The sequence below is a fragment of the Piscinibacterium candidicorallinum genome, from assembly GCF_047549485.1.
GTDB classification, from domain to species: Bacteria; Pseudomonadota; Gammaproteobacteria; order Burkholderiales; family Burkholderiaceae_C; genus Piscinibacterium; species Piscinibacterium candidicorallinum.
The window spans coordinates 821,038-845,327 of sequence record NZ_CP180191.1 but is presented as its reverse complement, the minus strand read 5'-3'; the positions used below and the strand labels follow the sequence as shown (position 1 = coordinate 845,327).

General features: G+C 66.7%; 23 protein-coding genes. 7 read left to right on the top strand and 16 right to left on the bottom strand.

Annotated features, from left to right (window positions below; genetic code table 11):
• Positions 1-4 precede the first annotated feature (4 nt).
• From mraY to mraZ, 7 genes are read right to left on the bottom strand one after another with little or no spacing between them, the layout of a single operon-like run.
• Complete coding sequence (gene mraY / locus ACMDW7_RS03825; protein ID WP_054125685.1) at positions 5-1,171, bottom strand: phospho-N-acetylmuramoyl-pentapeptide-transferase; 1,167 nt, start codon at positions 1,169-1,171, stop codon at positions 5-7.
• Entirely contained in the window at positions 1,171-2,568 is a 1,398-nt protein-coding gene (locus tag ACMDW7_RS03820) for a UDP-N-acetylmuramoyl-tripeptide--D-alanyl-D-alanine ligase (RefSeq protein ID WP_377305418.1), read from the bottom strand. Before ACMDW7_RS03820 ends, mraY begins: the two co-directional genes overlap by 1 nt.
• Positions 2,565-4,073, bottom strand: coding sequence for a UDP-N-acetylmuramoyl-L-alanyl-D-glutamate--2,6-diaminopimelate ligase (locus ACMDW7_RS03815; RefSeq protein ID WP_377305420.1), 1,509 nt, complete (start codon positions 4,071-4,073; stop codon positions 2,565-2,567). The genes ACMDW7_RS03820 and ACMDW7_RS03815 overlap by 4 nt, the downstream gene beginning before the upstream one ends.
• The gene (locus ACMDW7_RS03810; protein ID WP_377305422.1) at positions 4,070-5,794 is read right to left on the bottom strand and encodes a peptidoglycan D,D-transpeptidase FtsI family protein; all 1,725 of its coding nucleotides are present in this window, start codon (positions 5,792-5,794) and stop codon (positions 4,070-4,072) included. The genes ACMDW7_RS03815 and ACMDW7_RS03810 overlap by 4 nt, the downstream gene beginning before the upstream one ends.
• Positions 5,791-6,099, bottom strand: coding sequence for a cell division protein FtsL (ftsL, locus tag ACMDW7_RS03805; RefSeq protein ID WP_377305424.1), 309 nt, complete (start codon positions 6,097-6,099; stop codon positions 5,791-5,793). Before ftsL ends, ACMDW7_RS03810 begins: the two co-directional genes overlap by 4 nt.
• A complete protein-coding gene (gene rsmH, locus ACMDW7_RS03800; protein WP_377305426.1) occupies positions 6,096-7,058 on the bottom strand; it encodes a 16S rRNA (cytosine(1402)-N(4))-methyltransferase RsmH in 963 nt (320 codons plus the stop codon). Before rsmH ends, ftsL begins: the two co-directional genes overlap by 4 nt.
• A 52-nt stretch (positions 7,059-7,110) precedes the next feature.
• The gene (mraZ, locus tag ACMDW7_RS03795; RefSeq protein WP_054125679.1) at positions 7,111-7,539 is read right to left on the bottom strand and encodes a division/cell wall cluster transcriptional repressor MraZ; all 429 of its coding nucleotides are present in this window, start codon (positions 7,537-7,539) and stop codon (positions 7,111-7,113) included.
• A gap of 570 nt (positions 7,540-8,109) precedes the next feature.
• Here mraZ and ACMDW7_RS03790 point away from each other — a divergent pair.
• Together ACMDW7_RS03790 and ACMDW7_RS03785 are read left to right on the top strand one after the other, a co-directional pair.
• Positions 8,110-9,027, top strand: a complete 918-nt coding sequence (locus tag ACMDW7_RS03790) for a class I SAM-dependent methyltransferase (RefSeq protein ID WP_377305428.1) — start codon at positions 8,110-8,112, stop codon at positions 9,025-9,027.
• 177 nt (positions 9,028-9,204) lie between these two features.
• Complete coding sequence (locus tag ACMDW7_RS03785; RefSeq protein WP_377305430.1) at positions 9,205-10,620, top strand: APC family permease; 1,416 nt, start codon at positions 9,205-9,207, stop codon at positions 10,618-10,620.
• Positions 10,621-10,811: 191 nt separating this feature from the next.
• Here the strand turns inward: ACMDW7_RS03785 and phnE are convergent, their stop codons facing one another.
• Genes phnE through ACMDW7_RS03765 form a run of 4 tightly spaced genes read right to left on the bottom strand, consistent with a single transcriptional unit; the run spans position 10,812 to position 14,247 of the window.
• A complete protein-coding gene (gene phnE / locus ACMDW7_RS03780; protein WP_377305432.1) occupies positions 10,812-11,642 on the bottom strand; it encodes a phosphonate ABC transporter, permease protein PhnE in 831 nt (276 codons plus the stop codon).
• Positions 11,643-11,653: 11 nt separating this feature from the next.
• Positions 11,654-12,499: a PhnE/PtxC family ABC transporter permease gene (locus ACMDW7_RS03775; protein WP_377305434.1), complete on the bottom strand. Its 846-nt coding sequence runs from the start codon at positions 12,497-12,499 to the stop codon at positions 11,654-11,656.
• Positions 12,496-13,326: a phosphonate ABC transporter ATP-binding protein gene (locus ACMDW7_RS03770; RefSeq protein ID WP_377306149.1), complete on the bottom strand. Its 831-nt coding sequence runs from the start codon at positions 13,324-13,326 to the stop codon at positions 12,496-12,498. The genes ACMDW7_RS03775 and ACMDW7_RS03770 overlap by 4 nt, the downstream gene beginning before the upstream one ends.
• A 54-nt stretch (positions 13,327-13,380) precedes the next feature.
• The gene (locus tag ACMDW7_RS03765; RefSeq protein WP_377305436.1) at positions 13,381-14,247 is read right to left on the bottom strand and encodes a putative selenate ABC transporter substrate-binding protein; all 867 of its coding nucleotides are present in this window, start codon (positions 14,245-14,247) and stop codon (positions 13,381-13,383) included.
• 89 nt (positions 14,248-14,336) lie between these two features.
• Between ACMDW7_RS03765 and egtD the strand changes: the two genes are divergently transcribed.
• Positions 14,337-15,326 (top strand): L-histidine N(alpha)-methyltransferase, encoded by a 990-nt coding sequence (gene egtD, locus ACMDW7_RS03760; RefSeq protein ID WP_377305438.1) that lies wholly within the window; start codon positions 14,337-14,339, stop codon positions 15,324-15,326.
• Positions 15,327-15,338: 12 nt separating this feature from the next.
• Here the strand turns inward: egtD and senA are convergent, their stop codons facing one another.
• Complete coding sequence (senA, locus tag ACMDW7_RS03755; RefSeq protein WP_377305440.1) at positions 15,339-16,562, bottom strand: selenoneine synthase SenA; 1,224 nt, start codon at positions 16,560-16,562, stop codon at positions 15,339-15,341.
• A gap of 41 nt (positions 16,563-16,603) precedes the next feature.
• On the opposite strand from senA, the gene senB reads away from it, so the two are divergent.
• The 4 genes from senB (at position 16,604) to ACMDW7_RS03735 (ending at position 20,771) form a co-directional block, all read left to right on the top strand.
• A complete protein-coding gene (gene senB, locus ACMDW7_RS03750; RefSeq protein WP_377305442.1) occupies positions 16,604-17,572 on the top strand; it encodes a selenoneine biosynthesis selenosugar synthase SenB in 969 nt (322 codons plus the stop codon).
• 47 nt (positions 17,573-17,619) lie between these two features.
• Positions 17,620-18,693 (top strand): selenide, water dikinase SelD, encoded by a 1,074-nt coding sequence (gene selD / locus ACMDW7_RS03745; protein WP_377305444.1) that lies wholly within the window; start codon positions 17,620-17,622, stop codon positions 18,691-18,693.
• Positions 18,694-19,091: 398 nt separating this feature from the next.
• Positions 19,092-19,526 carry a hypothetical protein gene (locus tag ACMDW7_RS03740; RefSeq protein WP_377305446.1) on the top strand — a complete coding sequence of 145 codons (435 nt, stop codon included), beginning with the start codon at positions 19,092-19,094 and terminating at the stop codon, positions 19,524-19,526.
• 6 nt (positions 19,527-19,532) lie between these two features.
• Positions 19,533-20,771, top strand: coding sequence for a radical SAM protein (locus tag ACMDW7_RS03735; protein WP_377305448.1), 1,239 nt, complete (start codon positions 19,533-19,535; stop codon positions 20,769-20,771).
• An 11-nt stretch (positions 20,772-20,782) separates the two neighbouring features.
• On the opposite strand, the gene ACMDW7_RS03730 is transcribed toward ACMDW7_RS03735, so the two are convergent.
• The 4 genes from ACMDW7_RS03730 to ACMDW7_RS03715 all read right to left on the bottom strand — a co-directional run bounded on the left by ACMDW7_RS03730 (position 20,783) and on the right by ACMDW7_RS03715 (position 24,049).
• Positions 20,783-21,175 (bottom strand): nuclear transport factor 2 family protein, encoded by a 393-nt coding sequence (locus tag ACMDW7_RS03730; protein ID WP_377305450.1) that lies wholly within the window; start codon positions 21,173-21,175, stop codon positions 20,783-20,785.
• 18 nt (positions 21,176-21,193) lie between these two features.
• Positions 21,194-21,709 carry an O-acetyl-ADP-ribose deacetylase gene (locus ACMDW7_RS03725; protein ID WP_377305451.1) on the bottom strand — a complete coding sequence of 172 codons (516 nt, stop codon included), beginning with the start codon at positions 21,707-21,709 and terminating at the stop codon, positions 21,194-21,196.
• Positions 21,710-21,721: 12 nt separating this feature from the next.
• Positions 21,722-22,381 (bottom strand): OmpW/AlkL family protein, encoded by a 660-nt coding sequence (locus tag ACMDW7_RS03720; protein ID WP_377305452.1) that lies wholly within the window; start codon positions 22,379-22,381, stop codon positions 21,722-21,724.
• Between the two features lie 69 nt (positions 22,382-22,450).
• Positions 22,451-24,049, bottom strand: a complete 1,599-nt coding sequence (locus ACMDW7_RS03715) for an alpha/beta hydrolase family protein (protein ID WP_377305453.1) — start codon at positions 24,047-24,049, stop codon at positions 22,451-22,453.
• Positions 24,050-24,290 lie beyond the last annotated feature (241 nt).

Below are 24,290 nucleotides of genomic sequence, written 5' to 3'. Positions count from 1 at the left end.
GACGTCAACGCAACTTGAGGGTGGACAGACCGATCAGCACCAGCATCATGGTGATGATCCAGAAGCGCACGACCACCTGGGTCTCTTTCCAGCCGGAGACCTCGAAGTGGTGGTGCAGGGGCGCCATCTTGAGAATCCGCCGCCCCTCGCCATACTTGCGCTTGGTGTATTTGAAGTAGGAGACCTGCAGCATCACCGAGAGCGTTTCGGCCACGAACACGCCGCCCATGATGAAGAGCACGATCTCCTGGCGCGTGATCACGGCGATGGTGCCCAGCGCCCCGCCGAGCGCGAGCGCACCCACATCGCCCATGAAGACCTGCGCCGGATGGGCGTTGAACCACAGGAAAGCCAGGCCCGCGCCGCCCATGGCCGCGCAGAACACCATCAGCTCGCCGGCCCCGGGGATGTGCGGGAAGAACAGATACTTCGCAAAATCCACCCGGCCGATCACGTAGGCAAAGATGCCCAGCGCGCTGCCCACCAGCACCGTGGGCATGATGGCCAGACCGTCCAGACCATCGGTGAGGTTCACGGCATTGCTCGTGCCCACGATCACGAAGTAGGACAGGATGATGAAGCCGAATACACCCAGCGGATAGCTCACCGACTTGAAGAAGGGCACAAGCAGGTCGGCCCGCTCGGGCAGTGGCATCGTCATGCCGGACGCCAGCCAGTTCAGCAGCAGGTCAAAGCTCTTCTCCACATTCGGTGTGGACACGGCAAAGGCCAGGTAGATGGACGCTGCGAGGCCAATGAGCGTCTGCCAGAAGTACTTCTCCTTCGCGCTCATGCCCTTGGGGTTCTTGTGCACCACCTTGCGGTAGTCGTCGACCCAGCCGATCCAGCCGAAGCCGAAAGTCACGATCAATACGACCCACACGAAGCGGTTGGTCAGGTCCATCCAGAGCAGGGTGGACACGGCAATCGACAGCAGGATCAGTGCGCCGCCCATGGTGGGCGTGCCGCTCTTGACCAGATGGGTCTGCGGCCCGTCGGTTCGCACGGCCTGTCCGACCTTGAGTTCACGCAGTTTGCGGATGACCCAGGGACCAAGCACCAGCCCCATGACGATGGCCGTGATGCAGGCCATGACCGCACGGAAAGTGATGTACCTGAACACGTTGAACGCGCCGATTTCCGGTGCGAGTTGCGCCAACCACATCAGCATCAGGCGCCTCCCCTCTTCTTGATTTCTTCGACCACGCGCTCCATGGCCATGAAGCGCGAGCCCTTGACCAGCACCGTGTCACCGGCGCCGGGTTGTTCCTGCATGAGTGCGTCCACGGCTGCGGCCAGTGACTCCACATGGACGGCTCGGCCACCCGCAGAGACGCAGGCCCTCACGGCCTCTCGGCAGGCTTCGCCCATCGCCACCAGCAGATCAATACGGTGCTCAGCGGCGTACGCACCCACTTCTGCGTGAAATGCCGGGCCCTGGTCGCCAACTTCCCCCATGTCGCCGAGCACCAGCAGGCGCTTGCCCGCAAGCGGTGCAAGCACATGGATGGCGGCGCGCACAGAGTCAGGGTTGGCGTTGTAGCTATCGTCGATCAGCGCAAACGGCAGGCCACCGACGCGCTGCATGCGGCCCTTGGCCGGCCGGAAGCTTTCCAGTCCGCGCACGATGGCGTCGTCGCCCAGGCCGCAGGCCACCGCCACGGCCGCCGCCGCCAGCGCGTTGTGGTGGTTATGCGCGCCGTCGATGTTCAGGCTGACACCCGCACTCGAAACCGTAGATCCGCGCTGGATGCGGATCTTCAGACCATTTTGGCTGGAGAAGCCCGCCAGACAAGCGGAATCGGCTTCCGGATGCGTGCTGAATGTGAGGCACTCGTACCCGCCCGCCGCCTGGCGCCAGAAGTCCGTGTAGGTGTCGTCCGCCGGGAACACCGCGGTGCCCTGCGGTGCAAGCGCGCGCAGCGCATCCGCATGCTCCTGCGCGACGGCCTCCACGGTCGCCATGAACTCCTGATGCTCGCGCTGCGCGTTGTTCACCAGAGCCACGGTGGGCGCCGCGATACGCGCCAGCAGCGCCGTCTCGCCCGGGTGGTTCATGCCCAGCTCGATGACCGCCAGACGATGCTTTGCGCGCAGGCGCAACAGCGTGAGCGGCAGGCCGATGTCATTGTTGAAATTGCCTGCTGTCGCCAGCACCGCGTCGTCACCCACCGCCGCACGGAAGATGCTGGCGATCATTTCCTTGGTCGTTGTCTTGCCATTGCTGCCAGTGACCACGGCCAGGGGAATGGCAAAGCGCATGCGCCAGGCATGGGCAAGTGCGGCCAAGGCCTGCTTGGTGTCTGCAACGATCAGCGCCGGATAGCCCTCAGGCAGCGGCGCATCGGGATGCACAAGCGCAGCCACTGCGCCTGCCGCAGCCGCCTGCGCGACGAAGGTGTTGCCGTCAAAGCGCTCACCCTTCAGGGCCACGAACAGGTCGCCGGCCTGCAGGCTGCGGGTGTCACTGTGCACGCGTGCAAAGAGCGTGTCCGCGTCACCGCGCACGGTGGCATGGCAATCGGACGGCAGCAGCATCGCGGCCTGGCGCAGGCTGAGCATGCTCATCGCGCGCCTCCCCGCACGGCCAGCGCCGCCTTCACATGCGCCGCGTCCTCGAACGGGTGCTTCACGCCGCGCACTTCCTGGTAGGTCTCATGGCCCTTGCCTGCCACGACGATCACGTCCAGCGCGTTGGCCTGCGCAATGCTTCCAGCGATCGCCTGCGCACGATCCGACTGGAGAATGACCGGGATGCCTGCACTGGCCGCCGAGCCGCCGGGCAGGCCAGCTTCGATCTGCGCCATGATGGTCAGCGGATCTTCGCTACGCGGGTTGTCGCTGGTGATCACCAGGCGATCGGACAGGCGCGCGGCAATCGCGCCCATGATCGGCCGCTTGCTCGCGTCCCGATCTCCGCCGCAGCCGAACACGCAGACGAGCTTGCCGCCGCGTGCGCGAGCCACGGGCTGCATGGCCTGCAGCACCTTGTCCAGCGCATCCGGCTTATGGGCGTAGTCCACAATCACCAGCGGTTGGCCCGAGCCGCCGAAGGACATCAGTCGGCCGTCTACCAGCGGCACATCGGCCAGCAGCTCGGCGGCGTTGGCCAGGGGGATGCCGAGTGAAAGCATCGCACCAGTCACCGCCAGCGCATTGCTGACGTTGAACACGCCGAATGCAGGCAGACGCGCAGGGATCTCGGTTTCGCCATCAGTCATGGCGAGTTCGGCTCCGGCAGCGGTCCAGGCAAGCTCGCGAACAAACAGCTCGATGTCGCACACGAAGCCGTCATGCCGCTGCAGGCCGTAGCCCACCAGATGCGGCACGTTGGCCTGCGAAGCGATCAGCTTGGCCACGCGCTGTCCAGCCGCATCATCCAGGTTGGTTACTGCAGCCTTCAGGCCCGGCCAGGTGAAGAGCACGCGCTTGGCGGCCTCGTAGGCCTCCATGGTGCCGTGGTAGTCCAGATGATCCTGCGTCAGGTTGGTAAACACGGCGGTGTGAAAGCGCGTGCCCGCGAGGCGATGCTCCACCAGACCGATCGAGGACGCTTCGATTGCCACGGCCTGCGCACCCTCACGCACGAGCTGCGCAAAGGTGCGCTGCAAGTCCACCGACTGCGGTGTGGTGAGGCCGAAGTCCTGCAGGCGACCCACAAAACCCGCGCCGAGTGTGCCGATGACCCCACACTTCAGCCCGGCGCGGGTGAGCGTGTGGGCGATCCACTGCGTGGTCGTCGTCTTGCCGCTGGTGCCCGTCACACCGATCACGGCGAGCTTGTGGGTAGGGTGGCCGTAGTAGGCGCTGGCAATCTCACCGGCGCTGCGTTTGAGCTGCGAAACCTGCAGCACCGGTACGTCGAAGTGGCGGCCAGCAGCGTCGAAGCCGTCGGCCTCGACGATCAGCGCAGCCGCACCGGCGGCAAGCGCCTGATCGATATAGGCACGGCCGTCATGGGTCTGGCCCGGGTAAGCGACGAACACATCGCCCTTGCGCACGCGGCGGCTGTCCGACACGAGATCGGCGCCGGAGGTCGCATGGTCAAGCAGCCATTGAGAGACGACGCTCACAGGCTCTCCCCCACCGGTTCCTGTACACCACGGTCCTGCACGATGAGCGTCTTGTAGGGCGCGTCCGGCGTCACGTTCAGTGCGCGCAGACCGGCAGACACCACGCCGGCGAACACGGGTGCGGCCACCTCGCCGCCGTAGAACTTGCCGGCCGAGGGCTCGTCGATCATCACTGCGACGATCACGCGCGGGTTGCTCGCCGGCGCAAAGCCCACAAACGAGCCGATGTACTTGCCGGGCATGTAGCCGCCTGGGCCCTGCTTGCGCGCGGTACCGGTCTTGCCCGCCACGCGGTAGCCGATCACCTGGCTCTTGGGTGCCGTGCCGCCGGGACCGGCTGCCATCTCGAGCATCTTGCGCATGGCCTTCGCGTTCTGCTCGGTGAGCACCCGGGCACCCGGCTGCGCTTGCGGCAGCTTGGTGAAGGACAGGGGCATGAGCTCGCCGTCATTGGCAAACACGGTGTAGCTGCGCGCCAGCTGGATCAGGGACACCGACAGGCCGTAGCCATAGCTCATGGTGGCCTGCTCGATGGGGCGCCAGCTCTCGGCGGGGCGAAGCCGCCCTGCTGCCGCACCGGGAAAGCCGATGCGCGGCGCCTGACCGAAGCCCACCTGCGCAAACTGGCCCCACATCTTGCTCGCCGGAATCTGCATGGCGATCTTGGTGGTGCCGATGTTGCTGGACTTCTGCAGCACTTCTTCCACAGTGAGCGTGCCGTGGCCGGAGGTATCGCTGATCGTGTGGCCGGCGAATTCCATCTTGCCCGCGCCGGTCTGGATGGTGGACAGCGGCGAGACCTTGCCGCTCTCCAGGCCGAGCGCGATGGTGAAGGGCTTCATCGTCGAGCCCGGCTCGAAGGTGTCCGTGATCGCCCGGTTGCGCAGCTGCTGGCCAGTCAGACCGCGGCGCTGGTTGGGGTTGAAGGTCGGGTAGTTGGCCATGGCGAGCACCTCGCCGGTATGGGCATCCAGCACAACGATCGCGCCAGCCTTGGCCTGATGCTCGGCGACGGCGTTCTTCAGCTCGGAAAAGGCAAGGAACTGCAGCTTGCTGTCGATGGACAGGGTGACGTCGCGCCCCGGCAGCGCGGGCCGCACGTGCTCGACGTCTTCGATCACACGGCCCAATCGGTCCTTGATCACGCGGCGGCTGCCGGTCTGGCCAGCCAGGGTCTTGTTCATGGCCAGCTCGATGCCTTCCTGGCCGTTGTCCTCGATGTCAGTGAAGCCAAGCACGTGGGCGAGCGCCTCGCCCTCCGGATAGAAGCGGCGGTATTCCTCGCGGAAGTGGATACCGGGGATCTTCAGCGCGGCGATCTTGTCGGCCACGGCGGGGTCAAGCTGGCGGCGCAGGTAGACAAACTTGCGGTCTTCATCTGCAAGGCGGCGGCCGAGCTCGTGCTCGTTCATCTCCAGCAGCGCGGCGAGTTTGCGCGACTGCTCGGCGCTCATCTCCACGTCTTCAGGAATCGCCCAGACGGTACGTGCCGGAATGCTGGAGGCCACCACGACGCCGTTGCGGTCCATGATCTTGCCGCGCACGGCCGGGATCTCCAGCGTGCGGGCATAGCGCTGCTCGCCCTTTTCCTGCAGAAAGTCCGAGAACGGACCCTGCAGCCAGAGCGCACGGCCCACCAGTGCAATGAAGGCGAGCGTCAGCACTGCCATGGCCACGCGGCTGCGCACCTCGGACAGCTGCGTCTTGCGGTGCGCGCTCATTGCGCAGCTCCTGCAGGCTTCGCGCCAGCGGCGGCGCGTGCGTCCTGCGCATTGAGGTACAGCGTATGGGCGGGCGTGACGCGCTCCATCTGCAGATCACGCCGCGCGGAGCTGTCGATCAGGCCCGGCTTGGCCAGCGCGGTCTGCTCCACCTGCAACTGGCGGAACTCGGTGTCCAGGCGCTTGGCCTGGGTGTCGGCGCGCTCGATGGCCACGAAGAGCTTGCGCGATGCATGACTGCTCGTGACGATGGAGAACATCGAGGCCAGCACGGCCGCACCGAGGATGAGCTGCAGCGGCTTCATTGCGCCTCCGGTGCAGCGGCTTCGGTGCGCGTGGCCACACGCAGCACGGCCGAGCGCGAGCGCGGATTGGCGCTCACCTCGGCCTCGCCCGGCTTGATCCGCGCCAGATCCGCCCAGCGTGCAGCACCGGCCACCTCACCGCGCACGGGCAGGTGGCGCAGGCTGGCGTCTGCGCGCGGAGGCGCAAGGAACTGCTTGACGATCCGGTCTTCCAGCGAATGGAAGCTGATCACGGCAAGACGGCCCTGCGGACGGATCATGCGTTGTGCCTGCATCAGAACTTGTTCGAGCTCCTCAAGCTCCCGATTGATGAAAATCCGTAGAGCCTGAAAGGTGCGTGTGGCCGGGTCCTGCCCCTTCTCCCGGGTCTTGACGGCCCCTGCCACGATCTGGGCAAGTTCCCCCGTGCGGGTGATGGGCTGGACCGCGCGGCGAGCAGCAATCGCCGCTGCAATTCGCGCAGCAAACCGTTCTTCACCGTAGGCATGGATGATCTCCCTGATGTCTTCCTGCGCGGCCGTGTTCAGCCAGTCTGCGGCGGTCATGCCGCGGGTGGTATCCATGCGCATGTCCAGCGGCGCATCGAACCGAAAGGAAAAGCCCCGCTCGGGCGTGTCGATCTGCGGGCTCGACACGCCCAGATCCAGCAGCACACCCGTCACTTGCGCCAGGCCGCGCGCCGCCAGCTCGCGCTCCATGCTCGAGAAGGGCTCGTGGATTGGCGTGAAGCGCGCGTCCTCGGCGGCCAGCTGGCGGGCAGACTCGATCGCCTGCGGGTCCCGGTCGAAGCCAAACACCCGTGCCTGCGGATCGAGACGCGACAGCAGCAGACGCGTGTGGCCGCCGCGGCCAAAGGTGCCGTCCACATAGGTGCCGGCCGGGTCGGTGATCAGGGCATCGACCGATTCGCGCAGCAGCACCGTGATGTGGGCTGGGGCTTGCAAAGTTGCAGGGGGCACCGTGCGGTGCTCTTTTGGAGGCGCCGCGGAGGTCATGAATCACGGGGCCCGCTCAGAATGAGAGCTGCTTGACGGCGTCGGGCATGCCCTGCGCGATCGCGGCACTTTCGTGCTGCGCCAGCGTGGCGGCATCCCAGATCTCGAAGTGGCTGCCCATGCCCATGAGCATGATGTCGCGCGTGAGGCCGGCTGCGCTGCGCAGCTCCGGAGCCACCAGCACGCGGCCTGAGCCGTCGAGTTCGGCGTCCTGCGCGCTACCCAGGAAGATGCGCTTCCAGGCGGCGGCTTCCATGGGCAGGGCAGCGATGCGCTCGCGATGGATCTCCCAGGTCGAGCGGGGAAACATCATGAGGCAGCCGTGGGGGTGCTTGGTCAGTGTGAGGCGACCCTCGCAGGCCGCCATCAGGGCGTCACGATGCCGGGCCGGCACCGCCATGCGTCCCTTCGCGTCCAACGTGATGAGGTTCGACCCTTGATACATCCCTGAGCAGATCCAAAAGTGCGCCCGTTGTGGGTTCGGTTCGCCACTTTTTGCCCTTACTTCCCACAATTCGCCACTCTACGTGAAGCAAAACACCCCCGCAAGCGAAAAACCCAATGAAATGAAGCACTTAGCGCGATCCTGACGAGAGGTTTTCGCAGTCAAAATGGGTTTGAAAAGAAGATCTTGGACTGCGCATCTCATGTAGTTTCTTAAGAAACCACTGGATAAAAAAGTAGTAATGCGCATGTGGGACGAGGTAGCCCAACAGCGAAAGACCTCCGCTCTGCTGTCGACGCGCGGCCGCAGCACCGTGCAAGCGGTTCAGCACGGTCGCACAGTGCATACGCGCCGTGCCTGCAGGCCATCTGCCTCGTGCAACACGGCCACTCGCGCAAGCAGCCGCCCATTCAAGGCCACACAGGTGTGAACAGATGCATCCTTGGGCCGGGATTCCGGGCATGCGCCGCGAGACCCTGCCGCGCGCATGGGGAATTTCCACAATGACGGCGCCGCAACGACCGGCCGATACTGCGCGCCTTCCCTAACCACAATGGTCCTCCGCCCATCATGAATCTGCTTGCACGCAGTCTTGCTGTATCGCTGATTTCGTTCGCCTCGCTGTCCTTCACGGCACAGGCTCAGACCGCCCAGCAGGGCAACCCGAACTTCAAGCCCCAGGTGGGCCAGGCCGGCAAGGACGTGATCTGGGTGCCGACGCCGGATTCGCTGGTCAACCGCATGCTGCGCATGGCGCAGACCACAGAGAAGGACTTCGTGGTGGACCTGGGCTCGGGCGACGGCAAGATCAACATCGCCGCGGCCCGCGACTTCAAGGCCCGCGGCCTGGGCATTGAATACAACCCGGACATGGTGGCGGTGTCGCGCCGCATGGCGCGCGAAGCCGGCGTGGACAAGATGGTGGAGTTCCGCCAGGGCGACATCTTCAAGACCGAGTTCTTCGATGCCACCGTCGTCACCATGTATCTGCTGCCGCAACTGAACCTGCGTCTGCGCCCGATCCTGCTGGACCGCATGAAGCCCGGCACGCGTCTGGTGGCCCACGCCTTCACCATGGGCGATTGGGAGCCGGATGAAACCAGCGTGGTGGAGAACCGCTACGGCTACCTCTGGATTGTGCCGGCCAACGCCAGCGGCAACTGGCGTGTGAACGTGGCCGAGCGCGCCGTGGGCAACTTCACCATGGACCTGAACCAGACCTATCAGCGCGTGAGCGGCAACGCCCGCCTGAACGCCGACATCGAAGCCAACCTGATCGACCCCGAGCTGCGCGGCGACCAGTTCAAATTCGCCCTGCGCGCCGTGGACGGCCGGGTGCTGACCTACACGGGGACCGTGGCCGGCAACCGCATCACCGGCACCGTGACGGGCAACGGCCTGAACAGCACCTTCACGGCAGAGCGCTCGGGCGCCCCGCGTCAGATCCACTCCGGCACGGACGCCAACAGCCGTGCGATGAACAACTGAAAGCCACCCGTCTGGTTTGACGACTGAACCGAACGACCACCCCGCAGCCGCGGGGTGTTTCGTTTTCGGCTTCGGACCTTCAAGCCAGCCTGCCGACCGTCGGCCCTGCTCCTCGCCTCGAGGCTGCACCGCAGCCACGGCATCCGCCAGCACCAGAACACCCGAGATATCCTGCCCATGAACTCCACGCCCCAACCCACGCTCGGCCTCAAGGAGGCGGTGGCGATCATCGTCGGCATCGTCATCGGCGCCGGCATCTTCAAGGCACCGTCGCTGGTGGCCATGTTTGCCGGCAGCGAGTTCTGGATGTACGCGGCCTGGATTGCGGGCGGCGTGATCTCGCTGATCGGTGCGCTCTGCTATGCGGAACTGGCCACGGCCTATCCGAACGCGGGCGGGGACTATCACTTCCTGCACCGCGCCTACGGCCGCGCGGTGAGTTTTCTGTTTGCCTGGGCGCGCTTCTCGGTGATCACCACGGGCTCAATCGCCCTGCTCGCCTTCGTGTTTGGCGACTACATGACCGAGATTGCGCCGCTGCACGGCAACTCCACGCTGTCGGCCGCGCTCTATGGCGCAGCGGCCGTGATGATCCTCACCTGGATCAACGTGCGCGGCATCCGTGCAGGCGCGCTCACGCAGAGCTGGCTCACCGTGGCTGAGGTCGGCGGTCTGGTCGTGATCATCGGCGCTGCCGTGTGGCTGGCGGCCAGCGGCGCGCCCGTGCCGGCAAGCGCTGCGCCCGCACCGGCCGCCGCTGCGGCCATACCGCCGTTGTCCATGCTCGGCCTGGCCATGGTCTTTGTGCTGCTGACGTATGGCGGCTGGAACGAAGCGGCCTACATCAGCGCCGAGGTGCGTGACCCGCACCGCAACATGCTGCGCGCCATGGTGATCTCCATCGTGCTCATCACCGCGCTGTATCTGCTGGTGAACTGGGCCTATGTGAGCGTGCTGGGCATTGGCGCCATGGGCAAGAGCAAGGCCGTGGCGGCAGATCTGCTGCAGGTAGCCTTTGGCAGCACGGGGCAGATCGTCATTTCCATCATGGTCGCCATTGCCGCGCTCACCAGCATCAACGCCACGATGATCGTCGGCGCGCGTACCAACTACGCGCTGGGGCGTGACTGGCCGGTGCTGTCCTTCATGGGTACCTGGAACGCGGAACGCAATGCCCCGGTGACGGCCATGTGGGTGCAGGGCGCCATGGCGCTGGTGCTGGTGCTGCTGGCGCTGCTCACCAGCGGCCAGGGCGGCGGCGGCTTCAAGGCGATGGTGGAGTTCACCAGCCCCGTGTTCTGGCTGTTCTTCCTGCTCTCGGGCTGCGCCCTGATCGTGCTGCGCGTCCGCGAACCGAATACGCCGCGCCCCTTCAAGGTGCCGCTGTATCCCGTGCTGCCGGTGCTGTTCATCGCCACCTGCGGCTACATGCTCTGGTCCAGCCTGTCCTACGTCTACAGCAAGCAGTTGGGTGGGCTGAACGCCGCCTGGATCGGCGTGGGTGTGCTGGCGGTGGGCGTGGTGCTGCTGGTGCTGGTGTGGCGCCAGGGCGGCGCGCCGGGGGCGGGGCCCCAGACGCGGGCAGCGGAGTAAGGAATTCCGGCCGATATTGACTTATTCTTGATTCGTCAATCCAGCTCTTTCCGCTTGAAATGCGCGGATCTCGGCCATTTATTTCTACTCAATTTCTTTGTCTTAAATTAAGCGAATCAAGCACTGGCGCGCTTTTTCAGGCATCGCTCGCTCTGGATCCAGCCGCGGACCCGGCCCGGTGAGGCCGCGCTTCAGCGCGTGAGCGCGCGCCGCAGGCTCCAGGAGAGCGCGTCCACCGCCACCACCAGAAGAAGGGTCACGCCCAGCAGGGTGGCCGTCTTGCTCATCTGGAACAGGCCCATGTGGAAATGCAGCATCTGCCCCAGCCCGCCGGCACCCACCACACCCAGCACCGCGGCGGCGCGGATGTTGTTCTCCCAGCGGTAGAGCGTGTAGCTCAGCAGTTGCGGCAGCGCCTGGGGCAGGGTGGCATAGAACAGGATGCGGCCCTCGCCCACGCCGTGGTTGCGCAGGGCCTGCGCCGGGCCGGGCGGCACGTTTTCCAGGGCCTCGGCAAACAGGCGGCCGAGCACGCCGGCGGTGTGCAAGGCCAGCGCCAGCGTGCCGGCAAAGGGGCCGAGACCCGCCGCGATCAGCAGCAGCCCCGCCCAGACCAGTTCCGGAATCGAGCGCAGCGCATTGAGCACCAGACGCGTGGGGGAGCGAGCCCACGAGGCATCCTGCGCATGCAGGCGCGCCGCGGGCACAGCCAGCGCCAGGCCGAGCGCAGCCGCCAGCAGCGTGCCAAAGGCTGACATGGCAAAGGTCTCCCAGGTGGCCACGGCCACGCGCTGCAGGAAGGCGGGGCTCGTGTCCGGCGGGAAGAACTCGCCGACAAAGCGCCCCATGCTGGCCACCGCGTCCATCGAGAACAACTGGCGCCACTGCAGGTCCAGAGTCCAGAAGCTCGCCAGCACCAGCACGAATACGCCGGCCACCCACCAGCAGCCACGGCAGCGTGCGGAGAACAGCGGCGGCGGCATCCGATAGGGGGTGTTGGCCGCGCTGCGAACGTCGCTCATCACCGGCCGATTCACGCCAACGCCTTTCGCAGGCTGCTGCTGGCGCGATCCGCCAGCGCCACGAGGGCAATGAACACCAAGAGGATGCTTAGCACCTCGCCGCCGGCAAACATCTTCATGGAGGTATTGAGCTGCTGGCCCAGGCCGCCCGCACCCACAAAGCCCAGCACGACCGAGCTGCGAATGGCGCACTCCCAGCGGTACACCGTGTAGCTGGTCAGCTCGCCGGCGTTCTGCGGCAAGGCAGCGTAGAAGAAGGCCTGCAGACGACCCGCGCCATTGCGCAGCAGGCTGTGCGTGGCATGCGGCTCGCCGCTCTCGATGATCTCGGCGTACACCTTGCCCAGCATGCCGGCGTAGGTCAGCGCAATCGCCAGCACGCCGGCCGTCGGCCCCAGTCCGACCACTCGCACAAAGATCAGCGCCCAGATCAGCTCTGGCACGCTGCGCAGCAGGATCATCAGACCCCGCACCGTCTGCCGCAGCCAGAAGGGCAGCCGCGCCATGCGCCCGGAGAGTGCGGAGACCGACAGCAGACTCACCGAAGCCAGCGCCATGGGCACGGCCAGCAGCAGCGCGAGGGTCATGCCCGCCGTAGCAATGGCCACTGTGCGCCAGGCCTCCACGGCCAGCATCTTCAGGAAGTCCGGTGAATGGGCCGGCGGCAGAAAGCTAGCCAGAAAGTTGCCTGTGACCTTCAGGTTCTCCGGCGTGAACAGCACCCAGGGCTTGAACTCGGAGGCCACTGCCAAGGGCCAGACTAAGACGACCGCAGCGCTGATCCAGAACACACGCGCCAGCCACGCCGGGTCGCGCTGCGGCGGCGTTCGCGCGGCTTGCACCACGGCGCCGTTCATCGGCAGTGCATCACCACCGGCGCAGCGGCGGCCGGCTGGTCCGGCATGGGCGCGGTGCCGCTCAACTCATGCTCGTGCGATTCATACAGCCGCGCCAGCAAGGCCGGCGTGACCTCCGCCGCAGGCAGATCGAAGACCAGCGCGCCGTCACGCAGGCCGATGATGCGCGGAAAGTGGGCGAGCGCCCGATCCACCTGATGTAGCGTGGCCACCAGCGTCACCCCGCGCGCGCGGGCTTCGTCCACCAGCGTACTGATGGCCATCTCCGCGCGCCGCGGATCCAGGGCGGAGAGCGGCTCATCGACCAGCCACAGCCGAGTGTCTGAGAGGAGCGTCCGCGCCAGACCGACCCGCTGACGTTCTCCACCCGAAAGCCGATCCACCCGCTCGAAGATCTTCTCGGCTAGATCGAAGCGCTCCAGCGCGGCCCAGGCTGCCGGGATGTCACTCGGGTAGAAGAGCGAACGCAGGCTCGCAGCCAGGCTCATCTGCGGCAGACGCCCGGCCAGCACCGCCGTCACCACGCGCTGGCGCGGCGGAAGGGGCGGCACCTGGGGCGCAAGAAACAGCTGCGCGCGCAGCGCCTGGCGTTCTCGCTGCGCCATGACCCAAGGTGCGCGGCCATCCAGCGTGAAGCCCGCGGCGTGCTCTGGCTGCAGCGCGCAGGCCAGCAGGTTCAGCAGCGTGGTCTTGCCGGCACCTGAGGGACCGATGACCGCAAGCTGCTCCCCGGGCTCGATGTTCAGGCTCAGTGCGCGCAGCGCCGCCGGTGAGCCCGGCCGGGCGCTGGGGTGCTGCGCGCTGACGCTGCCAAGCGCAAGATGCATCCCTTGGCCCGTCACGGGCGGGTGAGCTTCAGCCACGCGCGCCTGCCGCCGTGCTCAGAGCAGATTGGCTGCACGCGCGGCAGCCTCGATGCCCTTGTAGTTGTCCGGCGTCGTGGTCAGGTAGCGCGTGGCACGGTTGAGCTTGAGGATCTCGGTGCCCGGCTCCTTGGCGGGGTCCAGCGCCAGCAGGGCACGCTGCACGCGGTTGCGCAGGTCGACAGGCGTATCGGCATGCATCGACCAGTTGTAGTTGAAGAAGGTGCCGGTGGTGTGGAACACGTCCACGGCCTTGGTGTCCACCTTGCCCTCACTCACAAACTTGCGCCACACGGTGATGTCCAGCGCGGCGGCATCCACGCGGCCGCTGACCACGGAAGCGATGGTGGCGTCATGCGCGCCACTGAAGGCCACGCGCTTGAAGTCCTTCTCCGGCGTCAGGCCAGCCTGCGCCAGGAAGTGGCGCGGCATGAGGTGTCCGGAAGTAGAGGACGGCGAACCGAAGCTGACTTCCTTGCCCTTCAGATCGGCCAGGGTCTTGGTGCCGGAATTGGTACGGGCAATGAAGACCGACTGGAACTTGGTGTCTTCCTCGCGCTGGGCGATCGGCACGATCTTGCCGCCGGAACGGATCTGCGCCTGCACGTAGGTGAAACCGCCGAACCAGACCAGATCCACCTTCTTGTTCACCAGCGCCTCCACCGCCGCCGGGTAGTCAGTGACCGGCGTGAACTCCACCTTCATGCCCAACTGCTGGCTCAGGTAGTTGGCGATCGGCGTGAACTTGCGCACCTGTTCGGTGGCGGCTTCTTCGGGGATGGTGGTCACGCGCAGCACCTGCTGGGCGTGGCTGGCGGCACCCATGGCGAGCACGGTACAGGCCAGCAGGGTCTTGAGCAGGCGGGTCGCGGAGGAGCGGAACATCGCGGATCCTTTCAGGGATGAAACTCGGCTGCGAGAAACAAGACGAGGACATACGCGCAAGCCATCCCGCAAGGATAAGCTCAGCGCCCATGCTTCGCCGGCCGACCTTCCTCCAGATTGACCCGCCCTCGCGCAGTGCATTGGCCGAAGAAGCGGACGCCGGCCTGCGCGCACCGCAGGCCTGGCTGTCGCCCAAGCTGTTCTACGACCCGCTGGGCTCGCGACTGTTTGACGCAATCACCGAGCTGCCGGAGTACTACCCGACGCGCACCGAAGCGGCGCTCATGGCCCGGCACGGCGCAGACATGGCCGCAGCGGTGCGCAGCGCACTGCCTGAGCCGCTGACCCTGGTCGATCTCGGGGCCGGCAACTGCACCAAGGCCGCGGCCCTGTTCGATCTGCTTGAGCCTGCGCACTATGTGGCAGTGGACATCTCCGCAGACTACCTGCGCAACACATTGACCTGCCTGCAGCGTGAGTACCCGGATCTGCGCATGAGCGGCGTGGGCATGGACTTCTCCGCCAGGCTCGCACTGCCCGCCGAGGTGTTGGCCGATGAGCGCACCGGCGCAGCGCCGCAAGGTGCCCTGTTGTTCTACCCCGGGTCGAGCATCGGCAATTTCGACCCGCCCGAGGCCTTGCGACTGCTGCGCGAGGCCCGCGCGCTGGCCGGCGGCGCCGCGCTGCTGATCGGCGTCGATCTGATCAAGCCGCTGGATGTGCTGCTACCCGCCTACGACGACACCCTGGGCGTAACGGCTGCCTTCAATCTGAATGTGCTGCGCCGCTTGAACGCGCTGCTGGGTGCGGACTTTCACCTGGCCGACTGGCAGCATGAGGCACGTTTCAACACTGCGGCCTCACGCATCGAGATGCACCTGCGAGCACGCACTGAGCTGACCGTGCGCTGGCAGGGTGGGGAACGGCGCTTCGCCCCTGCCGAGACGATCCATACCGAGAACTCGTACAAGTGGACGACTGAATCTTTCTCGGCGCTGTTGACTGAAGCAGGCTTTGCGCAGCAGAAGCACTGGACCGACGAGCGCGGCTGGTTCGCGGTGTTCATGGCCACCGGCTGACGCCAGGCTCCATCAGCCCTGCAACGCGCAGGTCCGAAAGCCCGCCGCAATGTCGTTGCGCTCGGCCCTGAAGAAGTTGCGATAGCGCTTGTGGCGCATGCGCGGCTGGGTCATGAAGCTGGCGCCCTTGAGCACGGGCCGGCCGTCGAACCAGGGCGCGGAGTAGTCCCGGTAGGGGTGCGCCACAAAGCCCTCAAAGGGCGCGAAGGGACTGGCCGTCCATTCCCAGACAGCACCCCAATGCAACGCATTCGGCGCAGCCTCGGCAGCACAGACCCACTCGGCTTCCGTTGGCAGGCGCCGCCCGGCCCAGCGGCACCAGGCGCGCGCTTCATGCGCTGTGAGGTGACAGGCCGGTTGTGCCACATCCAGCGGGACCCAGGCGCCGTGCCGAAACTGCTGCCAGCCTTCGCTCACGGATTCGCGCTTCAGGTAGCGCGGCGCGAGAGCACGCGTGGCTGCTCGCCATGCCAGGCCTTCAGCATCCCAGCAGTCTGCCCGCGAGTAGCCGCCCTCTTCCACGAAAGGCAGAAACTCCGCCCAGCGCAGCACCTGCGCATCGATCTGGAAGGGGTGCAGGTGCAGATCGCAGCGGCCGACCTCGTTGTCGAAGGCAAAGCGATCATCCGGCGCGCGCCCGAGCGCGATCGCCCCGCCCGGCAGTTCGATCGGCGGTGGCGGCTCGGGCAAGCGGGGCGGCTGCCAGCGCGCGTCGGGCACCGGCACACCCAGCGCCTGCGCCATATAGAGTGCCGCCTCGTGATGCATGTCCTCGTGCAGCAGCGAGAGGCGAAAAAAATAGGAGTCTTCGCCGCTATACCGCGCCAGCAGATCAAGTGTTTCGTCGAGCTGCGCCTGCAGGTGCGCAAGCGTAGCGTCCAGATCGGGCAACGGCAGACCCCAACGCAAGCCGTGGGGGACGTGGCTGGAGTCGTAGAGATCATCGGCGTCGGCTGGCCGGGCTGGCGTGCGCCGCGCTTGCGGGTCCGCCGCCACACCGAGTGCGCGCTGCGGGTTCCGACCAATCCAGCGCTGCGCAAACCAGCCGATGTGCCCCAGCTCCCAGACCGGCGGGTTGAGCTCCGCATGCTGTGGCACCTGCAGACCGGGCCGCGCAGCCTGCCAGCAGCCCAGGGTGGCCAGCGTATCCTTCCTGCTGTCGATCAGCAGGTCGGCCAGCGCGGTACCGCGGGCGCTGCGGGCCGCGTCGGCAGCGGTCTCGGCGCGACTAATCATGTGATCGCTCTTGTTCACGCTCTCGTTCACGGAATGGTGCCTTGAACCTCGTACCGCTTGTGCTGGTGACACCGGCGCTGGCCGACGCCAACAACGGCAACTGGCAGACCGCGCAGCGCTGGGCGCGCATGTTGCGCCGAGCTTATCGCGTGCGTCTGCAGGCGCACTGGTCGGCGGCTGGTGGCCGCCATGACGACGCGCTGATGATCGCGCTGCATGCGCGCCGCTCGGCGGACTCTGTCACAGCCTTCAAGGCGGCGCACCCGGATCGGCCGCTCATTCTCGCGCTCACTGGCACAGACCTGTATCGCGACAACGCCAGCGACTCACGCGCACAGCGCTCGCTGGCGCTGGCTGATCGACTGATCGTGCTCAATGACTTGGGCGCGCAGGCCCTGCCCCCGCAGTTGCGCCACAAGGCGCGCGTGGTGCTGCAGTCCTGCGGCGTGCGTGCGCCACGGCTGCGGCCCAAGCAGCACACGCGCATGCTCATGGTCGGCCATCTGCGCGCCGAGAAGGACCCGGCCACCTACCAGCGCGCCGCCGTGCAGTTGGCACACCATGGCGACCTCTTCTTCGATCACATCGGCAATGCGCTGGACCCGGCGTGGGCGCACGCCGCAGAGTTATGCATGGCGCAGCAGCCGCGCTACCGCTGGCTGGGCGGCCTGCCGCACGGCGCCACACGCGACCGGATGACGCGTGCGAGCGTCCTGGTTCATGCGAGCCGACTGGAAGGCGGTGCGCATGTGGTCATCGAGGCACTGCGCAGCGGCCTGCCAGTGCTCGCCTCACGCATCGACGGCAATGTGGGGCTGCTGGGCGCAGACTATGCCGGCTACTTTCCGGTCGGCGATGCCGAAGCGCTGGCCGCGTTGATCGAACGCTTCGCTGATGACCGAGCCTTTGCCACCCAACTTGCCGCGCAGTGCGCCGCGCGTGCGGACCGGTTTACCCCAGAGGCCGAAGCGGCGGCGCTTGGGACTATCGTGTCCGAATTGCTGGGCTGAACGCGTACCGACGCCCGCTGATCCTTCGTTTTCTGCCGAGCCTGACCATGAACGCACCGACCACACCCGCCGCCACCGAACCCAAGCTCACCAGCCTGTCGCACGGCGGTGGCTGCGGCTGCAAGATTGCGCCGGGCGTGCTGTCCGAGATCCTCAAGGGCACGGCGGCCATGCCGATCCCGCCGGAGCTTCTGGTGGGCATCGAGACCGCGGACGACGCCGCCGTCTACAAACTCAATGATGAGCAGGCGCTGATCGCCACGACCGACTTCTTCATGCCGATCGTCGATGACCCCTTCGACTTCGGCCGCATCGCCGCCACCAACGCCATCAGCGACGTGTATGCCATGGGCGGCAAGCCGATTCTCGCGCTCGCGCTGGTCGGCATGCCGATCAACGTGCTGTCCACCGCCACCATCGGCCGCGTGCTGGAGGGTGGCGCGTCGGTCTGCCGCGCGGCCGGCATTCCGGTGGCGGGCGGCCACACCATCGACTCGGTCGAGGCAATCTACGGCCTGGTCGCGCTCGGTCTGGTTCATCCCAGCCGAGTCAAGCGCAACGCGGACGCGCAGCCGGGCGATGTGCTCGTGCTGGGCAAGCCGCTGGGCGTGGGTGTGATGAGCGCCGCGCTCAAGAAGGGCCAGCTCGATGCCGAGGGCTATGCCCGCATGATCGACAGCACCACCAAACTCAATACGCCCGGGCCGGATCTGGCGGCGATTGAGGGCGTGCACGCCCTCACGGACGTGACCGGCTTCGGTCTGGCCGGCCATGCGCTCGAACTGGCGCGCGGTGCCGGCTGCGATGTGCAGCTCGACTGGCCCGCCGTGCCGCTGCACGAGGGCGTGCGCTTGCTGGCCGCACAGGGCTACGTGACCGGCGCCAGCGGCCGCAACTGGAGCGGCTACGGCAAGGATGTCCAGCTGCCCGCCGACTTTGCCGCGCCCGACCAGGCCCTGCTGACCGATCCTCAGACTTCAGGCGGCCTGCTCGTGAGTTGCGCCCCCGCCGCGCTGGATGCAGTGCTGGCGGTGTTTCGGCAGCACGGGTTTGGCGCCGCGGCGGTCGTCGGGCAGGTCGGACGCCGGTCGGCAACGCCACAGCTATCCGTTCAGAGCTGAATCTGGCTGAAATCGACTGTTTTCTAACTCATTTTCCCGACAAAGCACCCTGAGATCCGCACAATACTTGCGGATACTGGTAATAGACCATTTTTTTATTTTTGCGTCCGAAAACACGCTAATTTTCATCCACCCCGGCCCGCCCACCTGTTCAGGTGATCTCCCGGATTTCGGTGATGCGCGAACTTCTTCGCGCTCCTAGGCTGCGTGCACTGATGACGCCAGACCCTGGGATTGGGACCCTGGGGTAGCGACCTCCCCGCGACTCTGCATCGTTCTCAGACCCGGCCTCGCGCCGTGGCCGCGCCTGCATCTGCAGGCCGCAGCCCAGGCGCCAGGCTGTCGTCCGACCCCCACGCCCGCCGGGCGTGGGTTATGCAATCGCGAGGAGTTTCACCATGGATATGCCCGTTCAACGCGGCTCTGCCCGCCTGCTGGCCGCTTTCAAGTCCCGTTCATTCTCCGAGGAGGCGCTGCGCGAGCTGGCGACCCACCTCGACAAGTCACCCGCCGCCGTTGAAGGCGCCGTGGTCAAGGGCGGCAGCGCCGCCACCGGCGTGAGCCTGACGCTGGCCTATGCCGGTGACGACGTGCCCTGGTGCGGCAACGACATGGCCTTCTGGCTGCAGTGGCTGCGCAAGCACGGCGGGGGCGGCACCCGCCCGCGTCGCCCCCGCATCATCATCAACGGCACACCCTTCCCGGATTGGGTGCGTGTGGAGCTGTCAGCCGGCGACATCATCAACCCCGCCGTGCAACCGGCGCTGGACGCCGGCCTGAACCAGTTCGAGATCCAGGACCTGATGTCCGCCACCGCTGGCCTGCGCGGCTGAGGCACCATGGCTGCGCACAGCGAATCCAAGGCCCTGTCGGCCGCAAGGTCGACGTCATCCGCTGCTGCGCAGCCCCCGGCGCTGCGGGAGCACACGCAGGCTCCGGCCGTTGAGCGTCCGGCAAGCATCGCTGACAGGGCGGACGTCTGCCTCGCAGAGCCCAACCTGCTGAACAGCGTGCCGGTGCTACAGGTGCACCCCACGCGGCGCTGCAATCTGGCCTGTGCGCACTGCTACACGGAAAGCGGGCCGGGCGAATCCGAAACCCTGCCCGTGCATCTGCTGGCCGGCGCCGTGCAGGACGCAGCCGCGCTGGGCTACGGCCAACTGGCCGTCAGCGGTGGCGAACCCCTGCTGTATCGCGATCTGCCTGTGCTGCTGGCCGCCGCCAAGGCCATGGGCATGATCACGACCATCACCAGCAACGCGATGCTCGCCACGCCAAAGCGGCTCGACGAGCTGGTGCCGGTGCTGGATGGCATGGCGGTCTCCATCGATGGCCGCCCCGATGAGCACGACCGCATCCGCGGCCAGGCCGGCGCCTTCGACAAGGCGGTGGCCAACCTGACGCATCTGCGCGAGCGCGGCCTGCCCTTTGCCTTCATCTTCACGCTCACGCAGCGCAACGCCGACAGCCTGGAGTTCGTGATCGAGCTCGCTGCGCAAACCGGCGCACGTGCCGTGCAGGTGCACCCGCTCACGGCCGACGGCCGCGCCGCCCGTACCCTGAGCGGCGCCGTACCCGACCAGCTCGAACTGCTCGCCGGCCTGATGGCGGCTGAAGTGATAGGCACAGAAAAGGGCGTCGCCATCCAGGTGGACGTGCTGCTGCGCGAACAGATTGAGCGCGCCTGCCGGCCACTCGTACCTCAGACTCCGGTGCGCCAGCTCAAGGACGCCGCGCCCGTGCTGATCGTCGGCGCCAACGGCCAGGTGCTGCCCTACACCCACGCGGTGCACCCCGCGCTGGCGCTGGGCAATCTGCATCAGGGGCGCCTGAACGAACTCGCGGCGCAGTGGCTTCGCAGCGGTCGCGCCGATCGGCTTGCGCAGGCCTGCGGCGCCGCGCGCGATGCCTTGCTCGCACAGGACGATCTGCTCGCAGCCTACTGGTACGACACCGTGGCTGAGCAGACCCACCGCCAGGAAGCCGTGCCGCTGGTGTTCAAGCCGGCGGAGCCGGCCTGGGCGCTGCTGCGCGATCTGGACGTGACGCCGACGATGCGGGCCGCGGCCATGGTGTGAGCTGTGGCGGGCTAGCCGGCCTGCAGCATCGCCGCCATGCGCTGCTGCACCGCCTGCAGGGCCTTGGCCGGGCGCAGCATGACCTTGAAGTCAGTAATGCGGCTGGCCTCGTTCCAGCGGATCAGATCCACGCCATTGACCATCACGCCATCCAGCTCGGTCTCGAACTCCAGCACGGCATCGTGCTCGCCGACGATCTCGCGCACGTAGCGAAAGTTCGGGCTGAAGAAGACCTTGAACGCCGCGCTCAGATACATCACCACCAGCGTACGCCCGGCCTGCGGCGTATGCACCACCGGCGAGTGAAACACCGCCGCCTCGTCAATGAGCGCGGCGAGCCCGGTGGGGTCACGGGCCTCGACCATGCGGTGCCAGGTGGTGATGGGATGTTCGCTGGCCGTCATGGATTACGCCTCAAGAAGTCAGTTGATCTCTTCGTCACTCAGCGCAGTCTCGTACACCCGCAGGTCAGGCTCGGAGAAACAGCAGAAGATCACCTCGCCGATGGTGGAGCGCTTCGCGAGCTTGCGAACCGTCGTGACGGCGATCATTGCGGCGTCCCGAATCGGGAATCCATAGATGCCCGTGCTGATCGCGGGGAAAGCCAAGCTGCGCGCGCCAATGTCCTGCGCCAGTTCGATCGACCGTACGTAGCAGCTCTCCAACAGCTCACGCTCTCCGTGCGTTCCGCCGCGCCACACCGGCCCCACCGTATGGATGATGTACTGCGCTTTCAATCGGAAACCTGCGGTCATTTTGGCGTCGCCCGTCTTGCATCCTCCGAGCAGTCGACAGGCGTGGACGAGATCCGGGCCTGCAGCACGGTGAATCGCACCATCCACTCCGCCGCCGCCAAGCAGCGAACTGTTGGCGGCGTTCACGATGACATCAACGTCAAGCGTCGTGATGTCGGCGCGGACGGCACGCAAGACCATCATTGAATGCTCGGCTCAGAACCGATACCCCCCGCTGACCGCAAACACCACCGGCCGGAAATCGATCGTGGTGGTGCGGATCAGCCCGGCGCTGTTGCTGGTGAGGTCGCTCTTTACTTGCGCAGTGGCGATCTTGGCGCTGGCAAACCAGCGCTCGTCGATGCGCCAGTTCAGGCCGACCTGGGCGGCCAGGCCGAAGCTGTCGGTGAGGGTGATGGAGGTGGGGCCGCCGCTGGCGTTGCTGCCGGCCGGGGTGCTCTTGCCGCCGTAGAAGTTCGTGTAGTTCACACCCACGCCCACGAAGGGCTGCAGCGTGGCCTTGGGGCCGGCAAAGCTGTAGTTCACGAACATCGTGGGCGAGAACTGCTTCACCTCGGCGATCTTGCCCACACTCGCGAGCGTGCCCTTGCCTTGCACGTCATGCGTGGGCGGAAGGCCCAGGGCGAGCTCAAGGTTGAAGCGGTCATCCACGCGGCGGGTGTAGGAGAACACCAGGGTCGTGGCGTCGTCCACTTTCAGGTTGGCGCCGGCCGGGGTGAAGGGGCCGCGCAGATCGCTGGCCTTGGAGTTGATGCTGACCTGGGCAATGCCGAGGCTGAAGGACTGCTCCTGCGCCTGGGCGCCTGCGCTGAAAGCCAGCGAGGCGGCGGCCAGCAGGGAAATGCGTGTGTTCATGCGGTCTCCTGATTCTTCTTGAGCGCTGCGCCCGGCCGTACTGAACGGGCGCAGTGCCGATGCGGTGGCTCAGAACTGGCTGAAGAAGCCGCGTGCTGCGGCAGCGCAGAAGGGCGCGGCGGCGCCGTGGTACTGCTGGATCCAGCCGCTCTGCCCGCCCGCGGCAATGCCGGCCGCCTTGACCTGCGCAAAGCCGAGCTTGGCCGCGGCAAAGGGATCCGTGGGGCCGGTGGGTGCGGAGTCCACATCCAGTACGGTCACGATGCCGGCGGGCGGCGCCAGCGGCGAAGGCGCCGTCCAGAGGCCCTGCATGATCTGCGTGTTGGTGAAGAAGACCGTGGGGTCGCCATTGCCGCCGCACAGCAGCGTGGGGCGCGCGGGCGTCCAGTTGCGCAGGTCATTGGTCTTGAAGGCGCGACGCAGGGGGTTCTGCGGGTTGGCGGCCTGCGCGCCGGTGGTGAGCGTGGGCACGGCGCCGTCTGGGTTGGCGATGGCATCCAGCAGATAGGCCAGGCGCGCGTTGTTGTTGATCAGCGGCGTCGTGCCGAAGCCCAGGGCAAACAGCGGCGCGAGGGCCGGTGGCTGGGTGGGCGGGGTGATGGCATTAAGCGTGGCCTGCAGCTGCGCCGGAGAACCCGCGGGCGCCGTGGGCGGCGTGCTGGAGAACAGCTGTGTGGCCGGCAGCAGGCCCTGCTGGAAGATCTGCGTGACGGACGTGGTGCTCGGCAGCAGGGTCTCGATGCCGCTGGCGTACTGCGCGGTGTAGAGGTCAGTGGGCTGGGCGTAGATATTGCCGTAGGCCTTCTGGTAGCTCGTCGCCAGGAGTGGCGTGAAGATGGTGCTGCCCAGGTTCACGTTGCCGTAGAAGACGGCGTCGCCGAAGGCCAGCATGGCGTAGGGGCCGGCACTCGGGGCGGTGGCTGTCACGGTCTGACCCGCGGCCTGCAGCGCGCGGTGCGTGGCCATGGCCACGTGGCCGCCCTGGGAGTAGCCGAAGATGTAGAGCTTGCCGTTGTCGCTCACGCGCGTGGCACCGGTGTTGGTGGTGGCCAGGCGCGCATCACCCAGCGCGGCGCGGGCGGCAGTGAGCGCGTCGATCATGTCCTTGCTGGACTGATCCGCATTCAGGTAGGGGTGGTAGGGCAGGCGCGAGGCGTCGTAGCCGGCGTAGTTGGGCGCCACCACGATGTAACCCTGCGCGGCAAACAGCGCCGCGGCCAGGGCAGATTCGCCGTTGTTCTGGATGTCGGCCATGTTGTAGCCGCGGTCGGTGGTGGTGCCGTGCGCCCAGAGCACGACCGGGCGTGCGCCCGAGCACTGCGCCGCGCTGCCGCTGGGCACCATGATGGCGCCGGTGGCATTGGTGGGCTCGTTCGCTCCGCCCACCGTGCCGTAGTTCATGTAATAGAGATCCACGCCGCAGACCGGGTTGCCGGCGATCTGCAGTACGCCCTGGCCGCTGGTGCTGGCCTGCAGTGTGGCCTGCAGCTGCGCGGCGCTGATGGGCGCCAGCCGCGGCGGGGGCGACTGGATCAGCGAACCGCGCGCTAGCGAGGTGTTGACCGTGCCGCTGTCTGTGGCGCCGCCGCCACCGCAGGCGGTGAGCAGCGCAGCGAGCGCGGCCGGAATCAGTGAATGGGGCCAGCTGAGGGGGCGGGCAGCCTGCACGAGCGTCTCCTGTGAACGTCCGGCTCATCGTCGGCCGGTCGGGCGATGCTATGGCTGCGGTGCAGGCGGCTCAAGCCTTGCGGGTCGAGGAGACCGCGCGCCGTCAGTCACAAGCCACAGGGGGTGCAGCAAAACCGAGGTGCGTGTTTGATTTGGCCGATTATTGTCTTTTTTGCAAAAACAAAAGGCGACTTTCCGCTTACTGGATGAAGGTTTCAGGACTATCTTCAGATCCTGAAAA